Here is a 23,631-nt window from a genome sequence, read left to right as displayed (position 1 = left end):
TCTATAGGTGTGCTATACTTAAAACCATAGAGGCCGACAGGAAAGGAGGTGGAGAGGTGACCGGTGTTTTAATTGCGACTCATTATAATATAGGGAAAGCAATTCTGGAGACTGCCGATATGGTGATTGGTCCGCAGGAGCAGGCAGAGGCCATCGGTATTTATGGCGATATGGATCCCTGTTTTTTTGGAGAAGAGATCCTGAACAGGATTGAGAGCATGATGGCAGGAGGATGTGATGAGGTTCTCGTTCTGCTGGATTTATTTGGAGGAACGCCGTGTAATGAAACCGTAAAGCTTCTGCGGGAGCACAAGCTTCAGGTATTAACAGGGTTAAATCTTCCGATGGTCTTAAGCGTCCTGCTTGCAGACCGTCACGTGGTGACAGCCGCCGGGTTACTGGAAATTGGAGAAAAGAGCGGCCGGAAAGGAATTATCAATGTTACTGGGAGAATCGCTTTAATGAGCGGTTCTGATGATTGTCACGGTGACCCGTGCAGGACGCATACGGGTGATCGATAGAAAGGGGGGACATTTATGGCTGTTGTACTGGCGAGGATTGACGACAGACTGATCCACGGGCAGGTTATGACCTCATGGGTGAACTTTACGGGGGCGAATAAGATTATTGTCATTGATGATGTGACGGCAAAGGACAGTTTCCTGTGCATGACGATCAAATCGCTGGTTCCATCCAACATCAGGGCGGAGGTATATACCAGGGAACAGAGCGTGGAGGCGTTCTTAAGCCAGAAAGAGAGCGACAAAATTATCGTTCTGGCTAAAACGCCGGAGCCATACGTCTACTTGCAGGAACACGGGGTTTCATTTGATCACATCAATATCGGGGGTATGGGAATTAAAAAGGGAAGAAAAACTATCTATAAAAATATATCCGCTTCCGATGAGGAACTTACGATGCTGAAGACTCTGGCAGACAATGGGGCCAGGGTATACATACAGATGGTCGCTGAAAACCCGAGAATGGAGCTCGACAAAATCATCTGAGGGGGGATTTACGTATGCAGATAACAATATTTCAGGCTATTTTAATCGGTATTGTGTATTATTTGGGAATTATCGGGACTCCGTGGACCACAGTACTCGGTTCCGCGAGTTTGTTCCAAAAGCCGCTTGTGGCAGGTACACTTGTAGGTTTGATTCTGGGAAGACCGGCGGAGGGCGTCATCATTGGAGCGGCGATCCAGCTTCCCTATATTGCATTTATCTCAGCCGGCGGTACCGTACCGGTTGATCCGGGACTGGCAGGGACCCTGGGGACGGCCCTGGCCATAGCGGGAAATGTAGATCCGGCCACCGCAATTACGCTGGCGGTGCCGCTGGGACTATTAGGAACTATTATTTGGGTGGTACATATGACTGTTGATGTCACATTTGTTCATATGGCCGACAAGGCTGCCAGCGAAGGAAATTTAAAGAAGATCTGTTTCCTCCATGTAGTGCCGCCTCAGATATTTGTATTTATTATCAGTGTGATTCCTGTTATGCTGGGAGCGTATTTCGGAGCTGAGTATGTGGGCAATTTCATTGCTATGATCGGGGATAAACCGCTTCATGTGCTTCAGGTAATCGGCGGAATTCTTCCGGCACTGGGAATCGCGATGAATTTACGCTCCATAGGAAGACCGAATACTCTTTTATTCTATTTGCTGGGATTTATTCTGTCCGTTTATTTACAGCTTGACGTCATTGTCATTGCGGTCTTAAGCTTCATTATCGCTTACTTCTATACCCAGTTTAAAGAGGGAAGATCAGAAGGAGGTGCCATCTTATGAGTGAAAAACAGGTAAAGACATTAACGAAAAAGGATGTTGTGGGTTCCTTCTGGCGATGGACATTTTTCAGTCATGCTAACTATAACTATGAGCGTCTTGCGGCTACCGGATTCGTACACGCAATGGCACCGATTATTGAGAAACTGTATGGAGATGATCCGGAGGAATATAAGGCTGCGCTGGAGCGCCACATGGAATTCTATAACACAGAACCGCATTTTGGCGGCGTCATTAACGGCATGGTCATTGCCATGGAAGAGCAGCGGGCTAACGGAGCAGAGATATCTGACGAGGCCATTAACGGTATTAAGACGGGCCTAATGGGACCGTTTGCAGGAATTGGCGATACGTTGTGGCAGGGGACATTAACGCCGATTTTGCTGTCGATCGGTATATCACTGAGTGCAGGAGGAAGCTTGTTCGGACCATTTGTCTACTCGGTGCTGATGATGGGTATCATGCTTTCCATTGCGTATTACGTGTGGATGCAGGGCTATAAGCTGGGGCGAGAGGGAATTCAGAAGATTATGGCCAGTGGTCTGATTAAAAAGGTGATTACAGGGGCTTCTGCAATCGGAGCCATGGTAATGGGGGCACTGACGGCCCAGTTTGTTGCCCTGTCAACTCCGGTTATGATCCATTTAAGTGACGGCGAGCTTGCGGTTCAGACAGCGATTTTGGATAAGCTGTTCCATGGCCTTCTTCCACTGGCCCTGACACTGATGACGCTTTATCTGCTGAAGAAAAAGAAGATGAAATCCATGCAGGTTATGGTGATTTTAATCGTACTCGGCTTAGTCGGCGGTCTGTTCGGTATTTTCTAAACAGGGAGGTAAACATGGAAGACAATTTGATGACCTTGACAACTGAGGAACGAAATCCGCGGACTATGGATATGAGCCATATGGAAGCCGGAGAAATAGCGGCTGTTATGAATGAGGAGGATTATCGCTGTGCGGCTGCAGTGAAAGAGGCTCTTCCTCAGATCGTAAATGTGATCGATACCTGTATTTCCACTATATCAGGCGGAGGCCGCGTATTTTTTATTGGAGCAGCTCATTCCGGTTATCTGGGACTTTTGGATGGATATGAGACGAACGCCACCTTTGGGACAGAGAACCAGTTTATTCCCATCGTAGCTGGGCATTTCTCAGATATTATGAAGACGGAGGGAGGTGCAGAGGACTCTGCGGAGAGCGGAAAAGCAGATTTAGAGGCTTACGGTATTGACGAAAAAGATTACTGCATTGGCCTGAGTGCCTCCGGAAGAACGCCATATCCCATTGGTGCGCTGACTTATGCCAGGAAATGCGGGACGAGAACTGCAGCGATTATCAACAATTACGATACACTTCTTGGGCGTGTTGCGGATGATGTGGTGGAACTGGTAGCCGGAGCTGAGGTAATTACGGGATCTACACGGCTGAAAGCGGGCACCTGTATGAAAATGGCACTCAATATGATTACTACGGTTACCATGGTAAAGCTGGGTAAGGTGTACAGCAATTTAATGATCGAAGTGCCTCCGATCAGTGACAAAATGAGAAAACGCCTCCTGTATATCCTGCAGCAGGCATCCGGGTGCACGAAAGAGCGGGCGAAGGAGCTGATGGAGGAGACGGAGTACGATATTAAGCTTGCATTGATAATGGCGAAGAAATCAATCGGTCTTGAACAGGCAATTAAGGTGTTTGAGGAATGCGGGGGAGATATTAACCGGGTGATATAGGCGGAATAGAATATAGTAACAGGGAGAAGCCCTATGGCTGCCGAATGGCAGTTGTGGGGCTTCTCTACGGTTTTCATGATATGATCGGAAAGATTAAACAGAAAAGCTTCTCTCCCCGATTGACAAAAGTCCATAAACAGTATAATATTTAATTAAAATAATTAAATAAGTCAGACGATCAAAATAAACTCAGGAGAAGGAGGCAGATCAAGTGGTTGATTTAAGGGGAAATCCGTTTTATCTGGATGAAGCAGGGGAGCGGTGGGTAAAGGAAACCGAGGCCGCCATGACGCCGCATGAAAAGGTATGCCAGCTCTTTGCAGACCCGCTCATGGGAAAAAGCAGGGAGGAGCTGATTCAGTTCCTGGAAGAGTATCCGCTTGCGGCCATTCCGTTCAGGGCCGCACTCTATGGCAACGAGGAGGCTCAGGATATCATGGCAGAGCTTCAGGAGCGTGCAAAAATTCCTTATCTCTACGCGGGAAACTGTGAGTCCGGTCCTAACGGCGCGCTGAAAGGGGGAACCCTGGTGGCTTCCGGGGCGCAGGTCCGGGCGACGAGAGACGCCCGTTATGCCTATGAGGTGGGGCGGATTACAGGCAGTGAGACATCTGCAGTGGGGTATAACTGGACGTTTGGTCCGGTGGGGGACATCTATGGCAACTGGAGAAACAGTCTGATTAATACGAGGGCCTACGGCAGTGACCCGCAGTTTGTCAGCGACTGCGTGGAGGCATATAATAAGGGGTGTATGGAATACGGCGTAGTGCCGTGCCTTAAGCATTTCCCGGGGGATGGCTGGGAAGAGAGGGACCAGCATCTAGCCATATCAAACAATGGTCTGACTTGTGAAGAGTGGGATGAGACGTATGGGAAAATCTATCAGACGGCGATTGATCATGGTGTGTTAAGCATCATGGCGGCCCATTTTACGCTTCCCGCTTATCAGAAGAAGCTGAATCCGCAGCTGGAGGAACGGGATATGAAGCCGGCCTGCCTTTCCAGAGAGCTAATCGGGGGGCTTTTGCGCGGCCGGCTTGGGTTTCATGGTCTTGTGGTAACAGACCAGACGAAGATGATGGGATATTACGGAATGAGCCGTTTCGATGCAATACCTCTGTCGATTGCCTGCGGCTGCGATATGATATTGGGAATCAATGATATAGAAGAGGACGTGGAGGCGATGAAAGCGGGCCTTAAGTCGGGAATCGTGACAGAGGAGCGGCTTACGGAGGCAATTTACCGGATCCTGGCCTGCAAAGCGGCGATCGGACTTCACAGAAGGAAGGAGAGCGGCAGTTTTCATCCGGGAAAAGAGGCACTGGCGCGAATCGGATGCAGAGAGCATCTGGAGACGGCGAGAGAGGCATCGCAGAAGGCTGTCACACTGGTCAAGAATACGAAGGGACAGCTTCCTCTGTCTCCGGAGGTTTATAAAAAGATCGGGGTGTTTGTCCTGTCCGGCAATGTGGGAAGTCTGAATTCTTCCTACGGCCAGGGAGTCCAGTCAGGAGGTAGCGATCAGATTACGGAGCGGATTCTGGCGGCGTTGAAGAAATACGGCTATGAACCGGAGCTCATGGTATCTTCTGTCAATAAAGGGAAAATAGCGGATTTTAAGGCCAGGTATGACGCGGTGATGATCTTTGCGGATATTACCAGCTTCGCACAGACTAATTCAGTAAGGCTGTTTTGGCCGCATCCCATGTCGAGCTGTTATCCCTGGTACATACATGACGTTCCCACTGTATTTACATCCTTTAATTATACGAACCATCTCGTCGATGTGGCGAGAGTACCGGCCTTCATAAACGCATACAATGATACGTCGGAAACAGTGGATGAGACGGTAAAGCGCATTGCGGGGCTGGCTCCATTTGAGGGGAAATACGACGAGGATGTCTGGTGCGGCATGTGGGACACACATTTTTAGACTGCCCGTCAGGGGAAAGGGGGTCATGAATTGGAATTAATTATTGAAAACGCGCATCAAAATCACGAGGTAATTCAGTTTGCGGAAAAGGAACTGAAGGATTATTGGAAAAAGATGCAGGAGAAGAGCGATGCGCTTCAATTGCCGGGAAGCTATCGGCTGAGGCTGGAACTGGCAGCAGGAGGAGAAAGCTGTCATGAAACGGAACAATCCGCGATGGCTCCGGATGGATATGTAATTGATACCGGAGAACAGGGCGGCGTGATCGCCGGAAATAATCCGTGCAGTGTGCTAATCGGTGTATACGCCTGGCTCCAGTCCGCCGGCTGCCATTTCCTGCGGCCGGGGAGGAAGTATGAGATCATCGAGCCGCTATCCGGGCTGGCAGCACTTTCGATGACCGAGAAAAAGACGGCTTCCCTGCGCCATCGGGGAGTCTGTATCGAGGGCGCCGATTCGATGGAAAACATCCTGGACTTCATTGACTGGCTGCCCAAAATGGGATATAACTCATTTTTCCTTCAGTTTAAGCTTCCCTATACCTTTATGGCCAGGTGGTACCATCATGAAAACAATCCGATGCTACCGGAGGAGGAATTTGATACGGAGCGGGCGGAAGCGTATACGGAGACCGTGCGCAGGGAGATGAAACGGAGGGGACTGAAGCTTCATCAGGTGGGGCACGGATGGACAGGCGACGTAATCGGATTTCCGGCGGTGGAGTGGAAGCCAGCAACCCGGAAGCCAACCAGAGAAGAGACCGGCATGATGGCGCAGCTGAATGGGACACGAGCGCTGTTTCACGGAATTCCAATGAATACAAATCTTTGCTATTCCGATGAAACGGTAATGGAGGCATTTACCGATCAAATTGTCCGGTATGCGGTTCAGAATCCGGATATCAATTATCTCCATGTATGGCTGGCCGATGAGTACAACAACGTCTGTGAGTGTGATTCCTGTAAGAAGGAGCTTCCTTCCGACCAGTACGTCAGAATATTAAATCTGGCCGACCAAAAGCTTACGGAGGCAGGGAGCACCATGCGAATCGTTTTTCTGCTGTATCAGGAGCTTTTATGGCCTCCCCAAAAGGAGCGCTTTAAGAACCCGGACCGTTTTGTGCTGATGTTTGCGCCGATCAGCCGTACTTTTGAGGAGTCATACCAAATCCGTCCGGAGTATGGGGCCGTTATGCCATACCGGAGAAATGAGATCCGACTTCCGGTGGATTTGAATGAGAATATGGCTTTTCTGCGCGCGTGGCAGGAGATATTTCACGGGGACAGCTTTGTCTATGATTATCCGCTGGGCAGGGCTCATTACGGAGATTTCGGCTACGTCAGGCTGGCGGAAGTCATCGGCCATGATATAGAGCGGCTGGGGGATATGGGGCTGAACGGATATATCAGCTGCCAGGAGCTTCGCGCCGCGCTTCCGAATGCACTGCCGAACTACGTTATGGGAAAGAAGCTGTTTGATCCGTCCCTTTCAGAGGAACGGCTGGAAGAAGCTTATTTCTCGGCGGCGTATGGACGTGAGGGCGAACGGGTACGGGAGTACTTAAAGGCGGTGTCTGCCTTATGCAGCTGTGATTATTTCAATGGAAAGGGGCCGCGGGAGAACCGTGTTGTGGCAGACCGCATGGCTTCGCTTGAAAAAATGGCGCATGAGTTTCTGCCGTTTATCCGGGAACATGTGAAAAGCTGCGGAGACGAGAACCGAAGCTATTGGATTCATCTGGAATATCACTCCGAATACATCAGGCGTTTAGGAAAGGCGTTGTTTTATCTGGCAGCAGGAAAGCGGGAAGAGGCGGGAAAATCCTGGTCGGAGTTTTGTACCTTTCTGCAGCAGCATGAAATAGAGTTCCAGGAGTGTGTGGATGTATACCGTGTGATCGAGGTAGGACACCACTATACAGGATTTTAGCAGTGAAATTTAATTTGGAAAGGGTCGAAATTGCTTATGAAACAGGACTTCATATGCAGTTTCGGCCCTTCATTTGTAAGAAATAGATAAAAAATTAAAAAATATATTGACAAGTCATAGGCATAATGATATTATTTAATTAAATTAAAAAACTAATTCAAGCCGTAAGAAATTTTATCTGTGAGGTGGATTATGAAAGCAAAGACGGAGAATATGGGAGTGGAAGCTGTCACAAAACGGAATAAACGCCGGGAAAAGCTGATCTTAAACGGCTGGTGCTGGCTGTTTATGTCAATGTCACTTATTTTTTATATCCTGTTTCAGGGATATCCCATCATCTGCAGTATTCAGTACTCGTTTCTGGACTGGTCGGGTCTGACGAGCCATGCGGCTTTTATCGGACTTCAGAATTACGTGGAACTGATACATGACGAGCTGTTCTGGAATGCTTTTTTCAACAGCTTCAAATATACAATCATGATCGTTCCCTTGGAGCTGGCGGTATCGCTGTTCCTGGCATATATGCTGAACAACGAGGCGCTGAAGGGGAGAACTGTTTACCGGACCATGTACTTTATACCGGTTGTCACCACCGCGTCGGTCGTCGGTATCATCATGATCTTCCTGCTGGGTGTCCAGGGGCCGATTAACCATTTACTGGTCACGCTTCATCTGATCAAGGCGCCGATCAATTTCCTGGGAAATGCAAAATACGCCATGCCGACACTGGTTCTCATCTCTCTCTGGAAAGACTGCGGAACTTACATGATCTACTGGCTGGCAGGACTTCAGGGCGTTTCCAAGGACGTGTACGAGGCGGCCACCGTGGACGGAGCTACCCGGTTCCAGACATTTATCCATATCGTCCTTCCGCTTATCGCACCGGTCGGCGGAATCATCGCAATCCTGTGCGCGATCAATTCCCTGAAGGTATTTGATATCGTCAAGACGATGACCGAAGGCGGTCCCTTCTATGCGACCGATGTCATTGCCACTTACGTTTATCGTTCGGCGTTCTCCAGTGAGATCGGAATGCCGAGACTGGGATATGCCAGTGCGGCGGCAATCCTGTTTGGAATCGCGGTGATTGTGATCGGTGTCGTGTTAAATATCATCAAGGCGCGTTTGAACAGCAGGCGCGTATAGATGTCAGGAAATCAGGAGGTAAAGATGAACAGAGATAAGGCAAAGAGACAGGTGAAGACCCTGCTGAATCATGGGCTGCTGCTGATAATCGGTCTGGCATGGATCTATCCGTTTTTGTGGATGATATCCGCTTCCTTCAAGGACCAGAACGAATTCTTTAAAAATAAACTGGGACTGATTCCCCAGAATCCCACCTTTGACAATGTCACCAGAATCTGGGAGAAGGCACATTTCAATACATACTTCATTAACACGGTAATTGTAACATTTTTCGCGGTATTCCTCGTGCTGATCATGACGATGCTCGCAGGATATGCGATGGGAAGATATAACTTCGTGGGTAAGAAAGTGGTGATGATGGTTTTCATGAGCAGCATTGCGATACCGTTAGTCAGTACGATCATACCGACCTACGAGGTGATCAAGAGCATGAAGCTGGTCGGTACGAAACTGGGGCTGATCCTGGCTCAGGCCGGCGGCGCTCACGTGATTTTCCTTCTTCTCTTCTCCAGCTTTTTCGAGCAGATCCCCGGAGAACTGGAAGAGGCGGCAAAGGTGGACGGCTGTAATTTCTTTCGGACCTTCTTTAATATCATGATGCCGCTGACGAAGCCGATTGCAACGACCGTAGTCATCATGGAGACCATCTGGGCATGGAACGCATTTATGCTTCCACTGGTACTGACGCTTAATAACCCGTCTTCCCGTACACTGGCTGTCGGACTGTACGCGTTTAAAGGTGAAAATACCGTTGACTGGACCGGCATTGCGGCCGGCGGCGTAATCGCGGTTATTCCGATCATTCTGTTGTTTATCTGTCTGCAGAAATACTTCGTGGAAGGCATTGCGGGAGCGGTTAAGAGTTAATGAGTGCTCATTATAAGGAGGGATAAGATGAGACTTGGTTTTATGACAAACATCCTTGTGAAAAAAGGGATGGTGCAGCTGGATGAAATTGCGGAATGGGCGGCGGCCCAGGGCTTTGAAGACCTGGAAGTGGGACCTACCGTTCCGATGGAGAGAGAGCTGTTTGAGCAGGTTTTGGAGAAGGGGAAGGTGGCGATAACATCTCTTACCTACTGCAGGAATTTTCTCAGCACAGACAGCGGGGAAGCAGAAGCGCATATTGAGGAACTGAAAAAGAGGATTGCATTTGCAGGCGATCTTGGAATAGAAAAGATAGTGACTTCCACGGGCATTAATAAGACCCTGGAGGAGGGAATCTATGACAAGGCGGATTCAATCCGCAGGACACCGGCCCGAAGCCTGGATCAGTTTGTGGAGACCTTTGCTCCCATTGTGGAATACGCAGAGAAGAAAAATGTAAAGCTGGCCTTTGAGAACTGCCCGCTGATGGGAAATATCGCCATTTCCCCGGTGATGTGGAGAGAGATCTTGAAACGGCTGGACAGCAAAATGGTGGGGCTGGCCTATGATCCCTCCCATCTGGTATGGCAGTTTATTGATCCGTATGCTCCGGTGGCGGAGTTCGGGGAACGGATATTCCATGTCCATGCCAAGGATACGGAGATAAAAGAAGAGCGGTTGAAGGAGTGCGGGATTCTGACAGATTTCAGCTGGTGGAGCTACCGGATTCCGGGCCATGGACTTCTGGACTGGAGAAAGCTGACCGGAGAACTGGAAAAAGCGGGGTATCGGGGAACGGTCAGCATCGAACACGAGGATCCGGATTACGAGGATTCGCTGGAACTGGTGGAGAATGGTCTGATACTTGGAAAAGAATATTTAAAGGCATTTATTGGAAAGCGCTGAGAGGAGAAAAACAATGGTAAGAGTAGGAATTGTAGGAGTTGGAAATACGATCGGAATCGCAGGCAACCACATTGACGGGTATTTGAGAGTGCCGGAGGCGAAGATTACGGCCGTTTACGATATTATCAGGGAGAGGGCCGCCGGTTACATAGAGAAATTCGGACTGGAGGGGGCAAAGGCCTGCGAAAGCTATGAAGAACTTCTGGATCTGGTGGATGCAGTCAGCATCTGTACCCCCAATGCCTCCCACATTGAATTAACGGTTCAGGCATTGAAGGCGGGAAAACACGTCCTGTGTGAGAAGCCGTTTGGAGTCGATGCGCCGGAATGCCAGAAGGCATTAAATTATGCGGAAATGTCCGGCAGGGTCTGCATGATCGGCCTCTGCTACCGCGGAATTCCCGGGTATATGTATTTGAAGAAGCTGATCGATGACGGCTCCCTCGGAAAGATCTTTTATATTCGCCAGTCTCTTGGCGGAAACAGAATCGCCAATCCACAGGTAAAGCTGGAATGGAGGATGCAGAAGGAGTTATCGGGACCTGGAGCCATGGCGGACTTTGGAAGCCATATGCTGGACATCGGCGATATGCTGATCCGCGACACGGCGGGACCGATCACAGAGGTACAATGCATGAGCGGTATTATGGTGGAGGAACGCGACCGGGTACATGGGAACGGCAGGGGCAGTGTGGATAACGACGATGTGGCGATGTTCTCTGCCAGAACGAGGGATGGCGTCCTGCTCTCCTACACGGCCAGCAGAATCGGCAGCAGACATACGGTGGAGGTATACGGCAGCGGCGGAAACGCGGTATTTGACGGCGCCGACCATTTCTCACTGCAGATCCAGAAGAAAGATCCGGAGGGCGGATATTTAGGCGCGCCGGAGTGCGTAAAGGTTCCGGAGGAGATGTATCTGATTAATGAAAATGTTCCGAGAACACCGTTTGCGATCAATTTCTATTTTGAGATAAAACAGTTTATTGATGCAATTGAAAAAGGAACGCCGGTGGATACAGACTTCCAGAGAGGCATTTATATTCAGAAGCTGATCGATGCGCTGCAGGAATCTTCAGACTGCGGATGCAGTGTTCCCATTGACTTTGAATAGACCAGGAGGATTTTTAAAATGAAAATAGGCTGTCATGCCGTCCTGTTTACCGACAGGATCGCAAAGGAAACGGAAGAAGTATTAAAGGAATTTGAGAAGACCGGATGCCAGGGCGTGGAGATCGGCGCGCGTTTCTTCGGAGTCGAAAAGAGCAGTTATTTAAAGGAACTGCTGGATCAGTATCATTTGCAGCTGTCAGGACTTCATGTATCTGCACTGTGGACCGATCTTCTGGATGATCCGCAGAAGGTGGAGGATGCGGTTGGGAAGGCAGTGGAATTTCTGCAGGTTATGCCGAATAAGAATATTATTTTTACAGGTATGGCTCAGAACGACCCATCGCAGCATCCAGAAGAAGACATAGATCCGAGACTATCTGATCCGGCAGCGGCTGAGAAAATGGCTGGAAAACTGAACGAGATGGCAGCAAAGGCGAAGGAGAGTGGTGTTTCCGTCAACTATCATAACCACTGCTGGGAGTTTGACCAGGATGGCCTGCTGTTTATGGCGCTGATTCATCATGCTCCGGAGGTGCGGTTCGCACTGGATACCGGCTGGGCAGCCGGCAGCGGTTGGGAACCGGCAGATTTATTAGAGAAGTATCCGGACAGAATTTCATACGTTCATTTACGGGACTTTAAAAAAGAAGATATGGAAAAATGCAGGACATTTGCTGAAAAACAGGAAAACTATGTGGACCTGGGCAAGGGCAACATGGACTATGAAAGACTCCTGTCCGTAATAAAAAAGAATTTCGGAGACAATGGCTGGGCGGTCATTGAATATGAAAAAGGAAAGGTAGACTTTGAACGGTATACGAAGGCAGTTTCGTATGTTCGGGAAATTCTTGGGTAGGTGGTTAGTATGGTACATTTGGAATTCTATGACGGAAGCGGGCAGGCGTCTTGTGAAGAACTGAACGAGTACATGAGACAGAAGAAAGAAATCCTGACCCGGGCACAGGCCGGAGAAGAGCAGTATCGTGACAGTCTTGGATGGCTCAGCGTGGATGAATGGGCCGGAGAAGAGCGGATTACTGAGATCGAGACTTTCGCAAAAAGGGTCCGGGACGATGGGGATATCCTCGTGGTAATCGGAATCGGGGGTTCCAATCAGGCGGCCAGGGCAGTGACCTATGCGCTGCCTAGCCAGAGTAAGGTAAAGGTTCTGTACGCCGGAAACAATATATCTTCCGCGTATATGAAGCAGATTTTAGCGCAGTTGGACGGGAAATCCGTATATATAAATGTCATTGCCAAGAACTTTGAGACTATGGAACCGGGAATCGGTTTCCGGATTCTCAGGCAGTATCTGAGAAAACGCTATGGGGCAGACTACAACAGCAGGGTATTCGCAACCGGGACGAGAGGAAGCGAGCTGCAGGACCTGTGTGTGGCTCACGGTTATACATTTCTTGACTTCCCGGAAGACATAGGGGGACGGTATTCCGCCCTGTGCAATGTCGGGCTGTTCCCGGCCGCGGCGGCCGGAATTGATATTCGTGCCATGGTATCCGGCGCCAGGGATATGGAGCAGAATTTAAAGACGGCAGCAGGGGCAGAAAACAGTGCCTTTCAGTATGCCGCAATCCGTAATGTTCTGTATCAGAAAGGTTTCCGCATAGAGATGCTGGCTTCCTTTGAACCGAGGTATCAGTATTTCAATGGCTGGTGGACCCAGCTGTTTGCAGAGAGCGAGGGGAAAGAAGGAAAAGGGCTGTATCCGGTAGCTGTAAAATACTCGGAAGATCTGCATTCGATCGGCCAGTTTGTGCAGGAGGGGACTCCGGTGCTGTTTGAGACATTTCTGGATATCGAAAATCCGGACGAGGAACTGATTCTTGAGGCAGACGATGTGGACGACGGCTTCGATTACTTAAACGGGGCGGATTTGCGGGAGGTCAACAGAGCCGCGTTTTTAGCTACCTTTCAGGCGCACAGCGAGCGTCTTCCATGTGTCAGGCTTAAGATCGGTGAGTTGAACGAATACAGTTTTGGCCAGTTGTTTTACTTTTTTGAATTTGCATGCTACCTTTCCGGAAGCATGCTGGGGGTAAATCCATTTAACCAGCCGGGAGTGGAGAATTACAAGGGCTATATGTTTCAAGCGCTTGGAAAACATAAATAAAAGGAGGAAGTATTTTATGAAACTGAAGAAAATGGGGGCATTATCACTGGCTCTGGCAATGACGGTAACAGCCATGACGGGCTGTGCGATGCCGAGTACGGGGGGAAGCGACACGACAGCAGCGCCGACACAGGAGAAGACGGAAGCGCCGTCAAAGGACAGCAGTTCTGATACAACGGCGGCTGAATCGGATGAAAAGATTACTTTGCGGATTGTGGACTGGAGCGACAGTTCTCTGGCAAGAAGAGAGGAATTTAACAAGAAGTATATGGAGGATCATCCCAATATCACCATCGAATATACGATGCTGACGATTGACCAGTTTAAGAATACCATTGTTACTATGATAAAATCGGGAGATGGACCGGATTTATTCCCGATTCCGACTGGCATGACGTTAAGCACTGCTCTTAAAGAAGAGTGGTATCAGCCACTGAATGATTATGTGACGGAGGAATTTTTAGATACACTGGATCCGTCTGTATTCGAAGAAGGCGTAACCATGAAGGGAGAAGAACTCTATACAATTCCAGAAAATATGCCGGTCGTAAATTGTTTATTCTTCTATAACAAAGATGTATTGGACAATGCTGGTGTTACCAAGGTTCCGGAGACGTATTCTGAATTTGCAGAGGCGTGTAAAAAGATAACAGAAACAGGGAACGGTGAGGTATTCGGTCTGATTGAAGGCGGAAAACAGTTAAATCGTCTGGATATTCTGGCTCGCTCCTTAGCCGCTGTGGGAGGTGGAAAAGTCGCTCCCAATGCCAAGGTCCTGACTGTAGATGGGAAGGCTCCATATGACAGCGAAGCCATGAATGAGGCAATGGCACTGATGGAACAGTTGGTTTCTGACGGAAGTATTCATCCAGATACTGTGAATATCAGCGCTCCCGAGGCAAGGGAGATGTTTGCTCAGGGACAGGCAGGTTTCCTCTGCCAGGGGATGTGGTGTATTCCGCCGTGGGCGCAGAGTTATCCCGATTTAAAATATGGAGTAATGGGAGTTCCTGTTCCGGACAGCGGAGCAAAGGGCGGTGTTCAGCAGGTAGAAAGTGCTCCGTGGATGGGACTTTATAAACAGTCCAGGCATCCGAAAGAGGCTGCAGAATATTTAATGGCTCTATTTGATGAAGATTACGGATATCAGTCCGGTTGTGTGTCCGATGGAAACTATGTTTCAATCGTTCCGAGCGTCAATGAAAAATATATGACGAATGAAGTTATGAAGCAGTATTACGAAATTGCAAGTGAAATAGCAAAGGTGGTACCGGCAGCAACAACAAGAGATGAAAAAGCATATGACTTCTATGCGGAAGTAAAAGACGTACAACCGAGCCTGGGTGCCATATTGCAGGGGGTGCTTTCACAGAGTATTACAGACTATTCAAGTGAACTGAAAAAATTGTCAGAGGCTTCCACCGTGGAATGGCAGAGAGCATCCGAAGCTGTGGGCCTCGATTACGCAACATTTGATTTCCCGAACTGGGATCCGCTTAAGGATTATACAGAGGCAGATTATGCAGCATTAAAATAATACGCCGGACAGAGGATACGTAAGGCTTTTGCGTATCCTCTGCTTGTAATATGTCCTGAAATTCACTATAATGAAGGGATAGAATACGGAGTTGGAGGGAAAAAGATGACTGCACGCGGAACGAATCTGCCCAGAGTTAAAAAACAGAATGAGGCTCTGATCAAGGAGATAATCTATAAGTACGGTCCCATATCAAGGAGTAAGATCGCAGAGATGCTGTCGCTGACTCCGCCGACGATCACGACGAATGTATCGTCCCTGATTGAGAGGGGGCTGGTCTATGAGTTTGCGGCAGAGGATTCTGACGTGGAGGAGCGTTCCCTGGGACGTAAACCCATTAAGATCAATTTCATTCAGGACGCCAGATATGCTGTCGGAGTGGAGATGAATCCATACCAGACGGCGATCTGCATGCTGGATCTGCGTGGGAATGAAAAAATCAGCATGAAGTATCCGCCCATGAACGGGGGATACGTGGAAGAGATGGATACGCTCGCCCGCAATATTGACAAGCTGATTTCGGAAAGCGGCGTGGATCCGGAGAAGATACTCGGAGTAGGCATGGGCCTGCCGGGTTTCGTGGAATCCAAGGTGGGAATTTTAAGAGAAAGCTTTAAAGCTGAGTGGAACAATAAAAACATAGCGAGAGATTTGTCGCGGAGACTGGATATTCCGGTCCTGATCGAGAACAATGCAAGAGCGCGCGCCATAGGAGAGGAGATGTTCGGAAAGACTCTGAGGCCGGATTCCTTCGCATACTACCTGATTTCCTATGGTATTGCCTGTCCCCTGTTTGTGAAGAACCGGATGATTACCGGTGAAAATGCCAGCGCAGGAGAGGCGGGGCACATGGTAGTGGACATCAATGGCCCCAAATGTGAGACCTGCGGCCACAACGGCTGCCTGGAGGAGATGGCCAGCGAAAGAGCCATTCTTAAGAAGTGCAAAGCCGCAGTCAATGACGGCGTTGCCACAATGCTGACGGAGCTCTGTCCGGACATCGGGGAACTGACCATGAAGGACGTGCTGATGGCGGAAGAGTGCAACGACGCGTATGTAGTGAAGGTCATGGAGGAGGCAGTCATGTATCTGGGCGTAACACTGGCCAACATCATCAATCTCATCAGCCCGCCGTTAGTGATTGTGGACGGCTATATTATGAAGGTGAAAAGGAACCGGAGACAGCTGCTGGAGGAGACTAAGAAGCATATCTTTGGCCTGAACGATCAGGAGATTGAGATTGAGTTTATTGATTTCAATCCTCTTACAGGAGCCAGAGGCGGTGCGGCTCTGGCAATTAAACAATTTTTTATTAAGGAGTAAGAAGCAAGTGGAAAAGATAAAAGCTGGCATTATTGGATGCGGAAGGATTTCTTCCGTATACCAGGCCGCGTTTGAAAATATGAAGGAAGAGGTGGAAGTTGCCTTTGTGGTGGATAAGGAAGTATGCAGGGCCAGGAAGCTGGCTGCTGCATTTCCAGGCTGTGGCTATTCGGATAAGCTGGAAGATTTACTGAAGCAGCCGCTGTCCGTGGTTCACGTTCTGACACCGCATTATTTACATAAGGAGCATGCGGCCGCATGTCTCGATGCTGGGTTTCACGTTCTGACAGAGAAGCCGGTAGCCCTTACGACGGAAGATGCAGACGCCATGATCCGGGCGGCAGGCAGAAACGGAAGGCAGTTGGGTGTTATCTTTCAGAACCGCTATATCGAGGGCATTCAGGAAGTTAAAAAGCTGATTGAGCAGGGGGGATTCGGCCGAATCACCGGTGCGTTTTCTACATTAAACTGGTGGCGTCCCCCTTCGTACTATGAGTGCGACTGGAAAGGAAGCTGGGAAAAGGAAGGCGGCGGTGTGGTCATTGACCAGGCCATTCACAGCCTGGATCTGGTCCGCTATCTGATGGGCTGTGAACCGGTAAAGGTGAAAGGACATATTGACCGCAGAATCCTTACTAATATTGAAGTGGAGGATGTGGCAGACGCGGCTGTTACGTTTGAAAACGGAGCGGTCTATTCCTTTTTTGCGTGTAATTATTATACAAGCAACAGCCCGATCCGGGTGGAAATCAGCGGGGAAAATGGAACCGCGCTCTTGACGCAGAATGAAGTACTGATTCAGCTAAAGGGTCAGGAGCCGAGAACCATATATCCATCTGTTGGACCGGATGTCAAGGGCGAGGCGTACTGGGGGAATTATCACGAGATTCAGCTTCGGGATTTTTACCGTTGTTTAAGGGAAGGAAGACCGGTACCAACGGATCCGGAGGATGCGAAACGTACATTGGGGCTTGTTCTGGATATTTACCGTTCTTCCCGGGAGAACAGGGAGATTATAACGGAAAAATAAGCGACGGAAAGATAGGCATCGGAAAATAATGTAATTTTTATTTTGGAATGGCATGACTGTAAAGGTTATGCCATTCTTTTTTGTCACAGTAAACATATATCTTGTGTTCTGTTGGTATTGAGGCTGCAGGAGCGTCTGTTTTTCAAACTTGTAGGTCACACACCAGGCATCCGCACCACTGCTCAGGGAAGCGCCCAGAGGGAAAGGAGCAGCTCATAAATTGTACCTGTCGCTGCTGGTAAATATTAAAGTCTTCCGGGCTTAAATGCTTCTGTACCCGCAACTCCTCTTCTTGAGTCATCACAAAGAAATGGTGCTGCCGTCTGTGAACAGTTATTTGAGTTAGTTGGTAAAAAAATGTATAAAAATATATTGACAATACTGTTTGATGCCGGAAAGAAAGCACAATAATGCTGATGAAATAAAGATATTTTGATTTTAATATGTATTAATAATACAAAATGCTATTGACAAACACAAAATTGGATGCTAATATTTATTTAAATTAAAAAACTAATAACACTTAATAAAACATACAAGTAATTACCGGCACAAAAGTGAAAAAATACTTGAAAGGTGATTGATACGATGCGGTTAGAATTCTATAACGCAGATAGACGATTTACGCTCTGCAGGCTGAAACAGTATATGAAACAGGAAGCAGATATTTTGACAAAGGCACAGGCTGGGGAAGAGAAATATTCAGGTAATCTGGGATGGCTTCATGTGGAGGAATGGGCCGGAGAGAAGAATCTTCGGGAAATAGAGACCTGTGCAGGAAGAGTCAGGGAAGATGGTGAGATCCTGGTGGTGATTGGAATCGGCGGTTCCAATCAGGCAGCGAGAGCTGTGGTCGAGGCACTTTCCTGCGGCGGCCCTATGAAGATTTTATATGCTGGCAACAACGTATCGTCCCAGTATATGAAACAGCTTCTAAAGCAGCTGGAAGGAAAATCTGTCTATGTGAATGTCATAGCGAAAAACTTCGAAACGCTGGAACCGGGTATCGGTTTTCGAATTCTTCGCCAGTATCTGAAAGAGAGATACGGAGCCGGATATGAAAGAAGGGTTTTTGCTACTGGAACGAGGGGAAGCCGCCTGCATGAGCTTTGCAGAATTTACGGTTATACCTTTCTGGATTTTCCTGAGAACATCGGGGGACGGTATTCGGGCCTTTGCAATGTAGGTCTGTTCCCGGCGGCAGTGGCTGGAATGGATATCCGCGCCATGGCTGCCGGAGCAGGAGACATGGAACGGGAACTGCGGAACACAAAGGGAGAGGAAAATATGGCATTTCAGTATGCAGCCATCCGCAGCCTCTTGTATCAGGAGGGCTTCCGTGTAGAGATGCTGGCTTCCTTTGAACCGAGGCTTCAGTACTTTTACGGCTGGTGGACGCAGCTGTTTGCGGAAAGCGAGGGGAAGCAGGGAAAAGGCCTTTATCCTACAGCGGTGAAATACTCGGAAGACTTACACTCTATCGGGCAGTTTGTGCAGGAGGGAACGCCGATTCTGTTTGAGACATTTCTGGATATTGAGGAACAGGGAGATGCGGTGTTTGCGGAAGCGGACGAAGTGGAGGACGGTTTTGATTACCTGAACGGCTCCAGTCTGGCGGACATCAGCCGGGCGGCCTTTGAGGCGACCGTAAAGGCGCACAGTGAGCGTCTGCCCTGTATCAGAATCAGAATCGGCGAATTGAGTGAATACAGCTTTGGCCAATTATTTTATTTCTTTGAATTTGCGTGTTACCTTTCAGGAAAGCTGCTGGGGGTCAACCCTTTTGACCAGCCAGGTGTGGAGAACTACAAGGGCTATATGTTTGAAGCCCTTGGAAAAAATAAATACAGGAGTGAAAGCAATGGAGAAAATTAGAGTGGGTATTGTTGGAACGGGCTATACGGTGGGGATTGCGGGCAATCATGCGAAAGGCTACTTACAGAATCCAGGCTGTGTCCTCACCGCTGTCTGCGACATTGTCCCGGGACGTGCCGCACAGTGGGCAAAGGAAAGAAATCTGGAGGTGGAAATCTGTTCTGATTACGATGAGCTGCTTGAGAAGGTAGATGCCGTAAGCATCTGTACTCCCAACTATGCTCACGGAGAGCTGGCTGTGCGGGCTATGGAAAAAGGAAAGCATCTGCTGTGTGAAAAGCCTTTAAGCATTGATTCCGAAAGCTCTGTCCGGGCGGTAAGCATTGCCAGATGCTGTTCCACGGTCGCCATGATCGGATTCAGCTATCGCGGGATACCGGCGGTCCGTTACATGCGCCAGGTTCTGCAGTCCGGTAAGATGGGAAAGATTTTTACATACCGGGAGACACTGGGCGGATGCAGGATTGCCAATCCCGGGGTGAAGCTGGAATGGCGTATGCAGAAGCAGCTTTCCGGCACAGGGGCGCTGGCTGATTTTGGCTGCCATATGCTGGATCTGTGCGACTGGATGTTTGACGGGTCTCAGGGAGCGGTTTCCGAGGTAAATGGCTTCGTCTCCTGCTCCATTTCGGAGCGGGATGAGATATTTGACCCGGGACAGGGCCAGGTAAGCAACGACGATTCCGCGGCATTTAACCTCCGGTTTGAGAGCGGAACACTGGCTTCCTTTGTAGCGAGCCGGCTGGGCGTGGCGAGACATACCATTGAGATATACGGAGAAGGCGGCATGATGCTTTTCCGGGACGACCGGCCTGCGGAAGTGGAGGTCTGGTTTAAGGAAAAGGACGGGGGATATGCAGGTAAGCCGGAGGTCATCTCCGTGGACGAAGATCTGGTGACAGATCCATGGTTTTTTGCCGAAATCAATGATTTTATCCATTGTATTCAGACCGGGGAAAGGCCAGACCGCAATTTTGACCGGGCGCTCTATATTCAGGATCTGCTGGATAAGATTTTACTGGCCTGCGAAACCGGTAAAACTATGCATATATAAGGAGGAAAGAGATTATGAGAATGAGCCTTTTAACAAACAGCCTGACCGGTGTCGGGATCAGGGATTTAAAGACCATTGCCGACTGGGCCTGGGAAAATGGAATCTGCGAGTTAGATGTGGGGCCGGCGATTCCTCTCGACAAGGAACAGTTCGACGCGGTTCTGGGGGAAGGAAAGGTATCGGTCGGGACCATGATTTACTGCCGTAATTTCCTCAGCAGGGACAAGGAGGAGGCGGAGTTTCACTGCAGCGCTCTTCGGGACCGGATCCGGTTTGCCGGTGAGATGGGAATCGGAAAAATTGTGTGTTCCACCGGTGTTACGGCGGAATCCTTTGGCGGTATGGGATTTGCTCCGGAGAAGAGTCTGCCTGCTGTGGTGGAACTGGCGAAGCAGTTTGTGGAGCTGGCGGAGAAATATGGGGTTAAGCTCTGCTACGAGAACTGCCCCATGATGGGTAACATTGCCACCTCACCAGACTTGTGGAAAGCTGTTTTTGATGCGGTGGACAGTGAGCAGCTGGGGCTCTGCTACGATCCGTCTCATCTCGTCTGGCAGTTCATTGATCCGTATAAAAACATCTATCAGTTTGCCGACAGGATTTTCCATGTCCATGCCAAGGATACCGTCGTAGATCGGGAGGCCCTGGCACAAACCGGCGTTTTACAGAATGGGAAATGGTGGAGACACCGTCTGCCGGGGCTGGGAGAACTGGATTGGGGCCGGATTGTGGATGCTCTTTATGAGATTAAGTATGAGGGAGCCATCTGTATCGAGCACGAGGATCCGGTCTGGGAAGGCACGGAGGATAAGGTGAAACGGGGAATCTTAAAGACAAGAGATCATGTCAGTTCTTTCTTTATGTAAAATATAGAAGGTAAAAAAGGAGGTATTTCATATGAAAAACAAACGTTTACTCGCCGCATGCATGGCCGCATTACTTGCAGCCTCATCCCTGACGGCCTGCGCCGGAGGAAAGACAGCATCCAGCGGAGATAATTCCGGAAAAACAGAGTCTACGAAGGCTTTAGCAGGAGAGACAACTACCGGAGCGGCAAAGGATACGGAGGGAGAGAATCCGAAAGAAGAGAGTCCAAAGGGGGAAAAGACAGTTCTGACCGTGTGGCATACCTGGGGCGCCGGTCCGGGAACGGACGCGATGGAAAAGGTTGTCGATATGTACAACCAGACGAATGACAAGAATGTGGAGATTAATCTTCAGTTTGTAGCCAATAAGGCCAGCGGCAACACACAGACCATGGATAAGCTGATGGCTTCCATAGCCGCAGGAAGCCCGCCGGAGATGGCGCTGCTGGATAATTTCCAGGTTGCGACCTGGGCCCAGCAGGATGCGCTTGTAAAGCTGGACGACTTAATGGCGGCTTCCGGCACCTCCTTTGACGGTATTTACGACTGGGCCAAGTCTGGTTCCCAGTACAAGGGCAGCACCTATTCGATTCCCTACAATGGAGATACCCGTGCGCTTTTCTATAACAAGGACTTATTTGCGGCCGCGGGATTGGATCCTGAGAATCCGCCTTCCACGATCGAGGAGTTAAATGCAGCAGCGGAAAAGCTGACAATTATGGAGGGCAGTACCTATAAGCAGGTTGGTATCATTCCGTGGTTATTTGCGGGTAAACCGATTTATACCTGGGGCTGGAACTTTGGCGGGGACTTCTACGATGCCGACGCCAATGTGCTGACAATCGCAAAGGCGGAGAATATCGAAGCACTTCAGTGGGAAGTGGATGTTGCTGACAAATTTGGCGGAAAGAGCTTTGTGGAATTTGCAGCGGGGCTCGGTACCGGAGCGCAGGATCCGTTTGTGACCGGACAGGTGGCCATGGCGGTTAAAGGAAACTTCGATATTGCCAACATGGCGCAGTATAACCCGGATTTGAACTATGGAATCTGCCCGATCCCAAGTAAGGAAGAGGGAAAACATATGACATGGGCAGGAGGATGGGCGTTCGTAATCCCACGCGGAGCAGGCAATCAGGAGCTTTCCATGGATTTTATGAAATACATACTGAGCGACGAAGCGCAGACCGTCATGGCGGAAGACAGCGCCAGCCTGTCTCCCTGTAAGAGTGTGTCGGAGAAGGTATTCGGCTCCAAAGATAACTATAAGGCATTTATGGACTACATATCTACAGCAAAAATTCGCCCGCCGGTACCTGTCGGACAGATGCTGTGGGATAATTTAAATCAGGTACTGGATTCGGCGCTGAATAAAAAGGATACGCCTGAGAACCTGATGAAAGCCCTGGATGTCTCCATCAATGAAGAACTGAAGAAACTTGAATGAGAAGAGGTGATTACCATTGAAGAGTGGCAGCAATGTACGGCATGCGCAGGGAAGGTTTGTTAAGAAAAGTGGTATTGAGGCCCATAAATCGAGGATGGGGTTATTGTTTACGGCACCGTGGATTCTTGGCCTGCTCCTGTTTTATGCTTACCCGCTTCTTTCCTCTATCTACTACAGCTTTACATCCTATAGTGTGTTAAACAGAGGAACCTTTGTCGGGCTGGCAAATTACAAAGAACTTGTGAGGGATAACCTGTTCTGGAAGAGTATCTGGAACACCCTGTATTTCACGGCGCTCAGTGTTCCCGTCAATATTATTCTTGGAATTGTCATTGCGCTTTTGCTGAATTCCAGGATCCGGTTAATTGGTCTCTACCGCACCGTTTTCTTTATCCCTACGCTGGTGCCGGTCGTTGCTACCGCCACGGTGTGGCGCTGGCTGCTGGATTCCAATTATGGCATCATTAACAGTCTGCTTAATAAGATTGGAATTGCATCGATTCCCTGGCTGGCCAGCGAAACCTGGTCAAAGCCGGCACTCGTGCTGATCGCTTCCTGGGGAATCGGGCAGGCCATTATCATTAATCTGGCTGGCCTTCAGGATATATCCCCTGAGTATTACGAGGCGGCGCAGATCGATGGCGCGAACCTGTTTCAGCGGGTTCGCAACATCACCCTGCCGCTGCTGACACCTGTTATTTTTTACAATGTGGTCATGGGCGTTATAAATGCCCTGCAGACCTTTACACTGCCCTATACCCTTACGAACGGGGAAGGCAATCCGGTTAATTCCCTTACCTTTTATGTCATGCATTTGTACAACAATGCGTTTGGCTACATGCACATGGGGTATGCATCGGCGATGGCCTGGATTCTGTTTCTGATCATTCTGGTTCTCACCATTGTGATCTTCGGTACTTCAAAAAAATGGGTGCATTATCAAGAGTAGGAGGAAT

21 protein-coding genes are annotated in these 23,631 nt (G+C 49.2%); all 21 read left to right on the top strand.

What is annotated here, in order from left to right; genetic code table 11:
- The first annotated feature begins 56 nt into the window (after positions 1-56).
- The 21 genes from H8S75_RS17745 to H8S75_RS17645 all read left to right on the top strand — a co-directional run bounded on the left by H8S75_RS17745 (position 57) and on the right by H8S75_RS17645 (position 23,624).
- The gene (locus H8S75_RS17745) at positions 57-521 is read left to right on the top strand and encodes a PTS sugar transporter subunit IIA (RefSeq protein WP_187022785.1); all 465 of its coding nucleotides are present in this window, start codon (positions 57-59) and stop codon (positions 519-521) included.
- 15 nt (positions 522-536) lie between these two features.
- Complete coding sequence (locus H8S75_RS17740; RefSeq protein WP_156834891.1) at positions 537-1,007, top strand: PTS sugar transporter subunit IIB; 471 nt, start codon at positions 537-539, stop codon at positions 1,005-1,007.
- A gap of 14 nt (positions 1,008-1,021) precedes the next feature.
- Positions 1,022-1,795: a PTS mannose/fructose/sorbose/N-acetylgalactosamine transporter subunit IIC gene (locus H8S75_RS17735; protein ID WP_025530361.1), complete on the top strand. Its 774-nt coding sequence runs from the start codon at positions 1,022-1,024 to the stop codon at positions 1,793-1,795.
- Entirely contained in the window at positions 1,792-2,619 is an 828-nt protein-coding gene (locus tag H8S75_RS17730) for a PTS system mannose/fructose/sorbose family transporter subunit IID (RefSeq protein WP_025530362.1), read from the top strand. The genes H8S75_RS17735 and H8S75_RS17730 overlap by 4 nt, the downstream gene beginning before the upstream one ends.
- 14 nt (positions 2,620-2,633) lie before the next feature.
- Positions 2,634-3,524, top strand: a complete 891-nt coding sequence (locus H8S75_RS17725) for an N-acetylmuramic acid 6-phosphate etherase (RefSeq protein ID WP_187022784.1) — start codon at positions 2,634-2,636, stop codon at positions 3,522-3,524.
- Positions 3,525-3,735: 211 nt separating this feature from the next.
- Positions 3,736-5,457 (top strand): glycoside hydrolase family 3 protein, encoded by a 1,722-nt coding sequence (locus tag H8S75_RS17720; RefSeq protein WP_187022783.1) that lies wholly within the window; start codon positions 3,736-3,738, stop codon positions 5,455-5,457.
- 30 nt (positions 5,458-5,487) lie between these two features.
- The gene (locus H8S75_RS17715) at positions 5,488-7,386 is read left to right on the top strand and encodes a DUF4838 domain-containing protein (RefSeq protein WP_187022782.1); all 1,899 of its coding nucleotides are present in this window, start codon (positions 5,488-5,490) and stop codon (positions 7,384-7,386) included.
- Between the two features lie 192 nt (positions 7,387-7,578).
- Positions 7,579-8,532, top strand: a complete 954-nt coding sequence (locus tag H8S75_RS17710) for a carbohydrate ABC transporter permease (RefSeq protein WP_025530068.1) — start codon at positions 7,579-7,581, stop codon at positions 8,530-8,532.
- A 24-nt stretch (positions 8,533-8,556) separates the two neighbouring features.
- Positions 8,557-9,399 (top strand): carbohydrate ABC transporter permease, encoded by an 843-nt coding sequence (locus H8S75_RS17705; protein ID WP_187022781.1) that lies wholly within the window; start codon positions 8,557-8,559, stop codon positions 9,397-9,399.
- 27 nt (positions 9,400-9,426) lie between these two features.
- Complete coding sequence (locus tag H8S75_RS17700; protein ID WP_187022780.1) at positions 9,427-10,305, top strand: sugar phosphate isomerase/epimerase family protein; 879 nt, start codon at positions 9,427-9,429, stop codon at positions 10,303-10,305.
- 13 nt (positions 10,306-10,318) lie between these two features.
- On the top strand, positions 10,319-11,419 hold the full coding sequence (locus H8S75_RS17695) for a Gfo/Idh/MocA family protein (RefSeq protein WP_002600854.1): 1,101 nt from the start codon (positions 10,319-10,321) through the stop codon (positions 11,417-11,419).
- An 18-nt stretch (positions 11,420-11,437) separates the two neighbouring features.
- The gene (locus H8S75_RS17690; RefSeq protein ID WP_187022779.1) at positions 11,438-12,274 is read left to right on the top strand and encodes a sugar phosphate isomerase/epimerase family protein; all 837 of its coding nucleotides are present in this window, start codon (positions 11,438-11,440) and stop codon (positions 12,272-12,274) included.
- A 9-nt stretch (positions 12,275-12,283) separates the two neighbouring features.
- The gene (locus H8S75_RS17685) at positions 12,284-13,546 is read left to right on the top strand and encodes a glucose-6-phosphate isomerase (protein WP_187022778.1); all 1,263 of its coding nucleotides are present in this window, start codon (positions 12,284-12,286) and stop codon (positions 13,544-13,546) included.
- 16 nt (positions 13,547-13,562) lie between these two features.
- Positions 13,563-15,083: an ABC transporter substrate-binding protein gene (locus H8S75_RS17680; protein ID WP_187022777.1), complete on the top strand. Its 1,521-nt coding sequence runs from the start codon at positions 13,563-13,565 to the stop codon at positions 15,081-15,083.
- Positions 15,084-15,188: 105 nt separating this feature from the next.
- Entirely contained in the window at positions 15,189-16,406 is a 1,218-nt protein-coding gene (locus H8S75_RS17675; protein ID WP_187022776.1) for an ROK family transcriptional regulator, read from the top strand.
- A 7-nt stretch (positions 16,407-16,413) separates the two neighbouring features.
- Positions 16,414-17,436, top strand: a complete 1,023-nt coding sequence (locus tag H8S75_RS17670; RefSeq protein WP_187022775.1) for a Gfo/Idh/MocA family protein — start codon at positions 16,414-16,416, stop codon at positions 17,434-17,436.
- A gap of 588 nt (positions 17,437-18,024) precedes the next feature.
- The gene (locus tag H8S75_RS17665; RefSeq protein WP_187022774.1) at positions 18,025-19,311 is read left to right on the top strand and encodes a phosphoglucose isomerase-related protein; all 1,287 of its coding nucleotides are present in this window, start codon (positions 18,025-18,027) and stop codon (positions 19,309-19,311) included.
- Positions 19,298-20,365, top strand: coding sequence for a Gfo/Idh/MocA family protein (locus tag H8S75_RS17660; RefSeq protein ID WP_187022773.1), 1,068 nt, complete (start codon positions 19,298-19,300; stop codon positions 20,363-20,365). The genes H8S75_RS17665 and H8S75_RS17660 overlap by 14 nt, the downstream gene beginning before the upstream one ends.
- A 14-nt stretch (positions 20,366-20,379) precedes the next feature.
- The gene (locus H8S75_RS17655) at positions 20,380-21,231 is read left to right on the top strand and encodes a sugar phosphate isomerase/epimerase family protein (protein ID WP_110321264.1); all 852 of its coding nucleotides are present in this window, start codon (positions 20,380-20,382) and stop codon (positions 21,229-21,231) included.
- Between the two features lie 31 nt (positions 21,232-21,262).
- Positions 21,263-22,675 (top strand): ABC transporter substrate-binding protein, encoded by a 1,413-nt coding sequence (locus tag H8S75_RS17650; protein WP_187022772.1) that lies wholly within the window; start codon positions 21,263-21,265, stop codon positions 22,673-22,675.
- Positions 22,676-22,691: 16 nt separating this feature from the next.
- Complete coding sequence (locus H8S75_RS17645) at positions 22,692-23,624, top strand: carbohydrate ABC transporter permease (RefSeq protein ID WP_187022771.1); 933 nt, start codon at positions 22,692-22,694, stop codon at positions 23,622-23,624.
- The last annotated feature ends 7 nt before the right edge of the window (positions 23,625-23,631 follow it).

It is taken from the genome of Hungatella hominis (assembly GCF_014288005.1).
Lineage (GTDB): Bacteria > Bacillota > Clostridia > Lachnospirales > Lachnospiraceae > Hungatella > Hungatella effluvii.
This window is presented reverse-complemented; position numbering and strand designations above follow the sequence as displayed.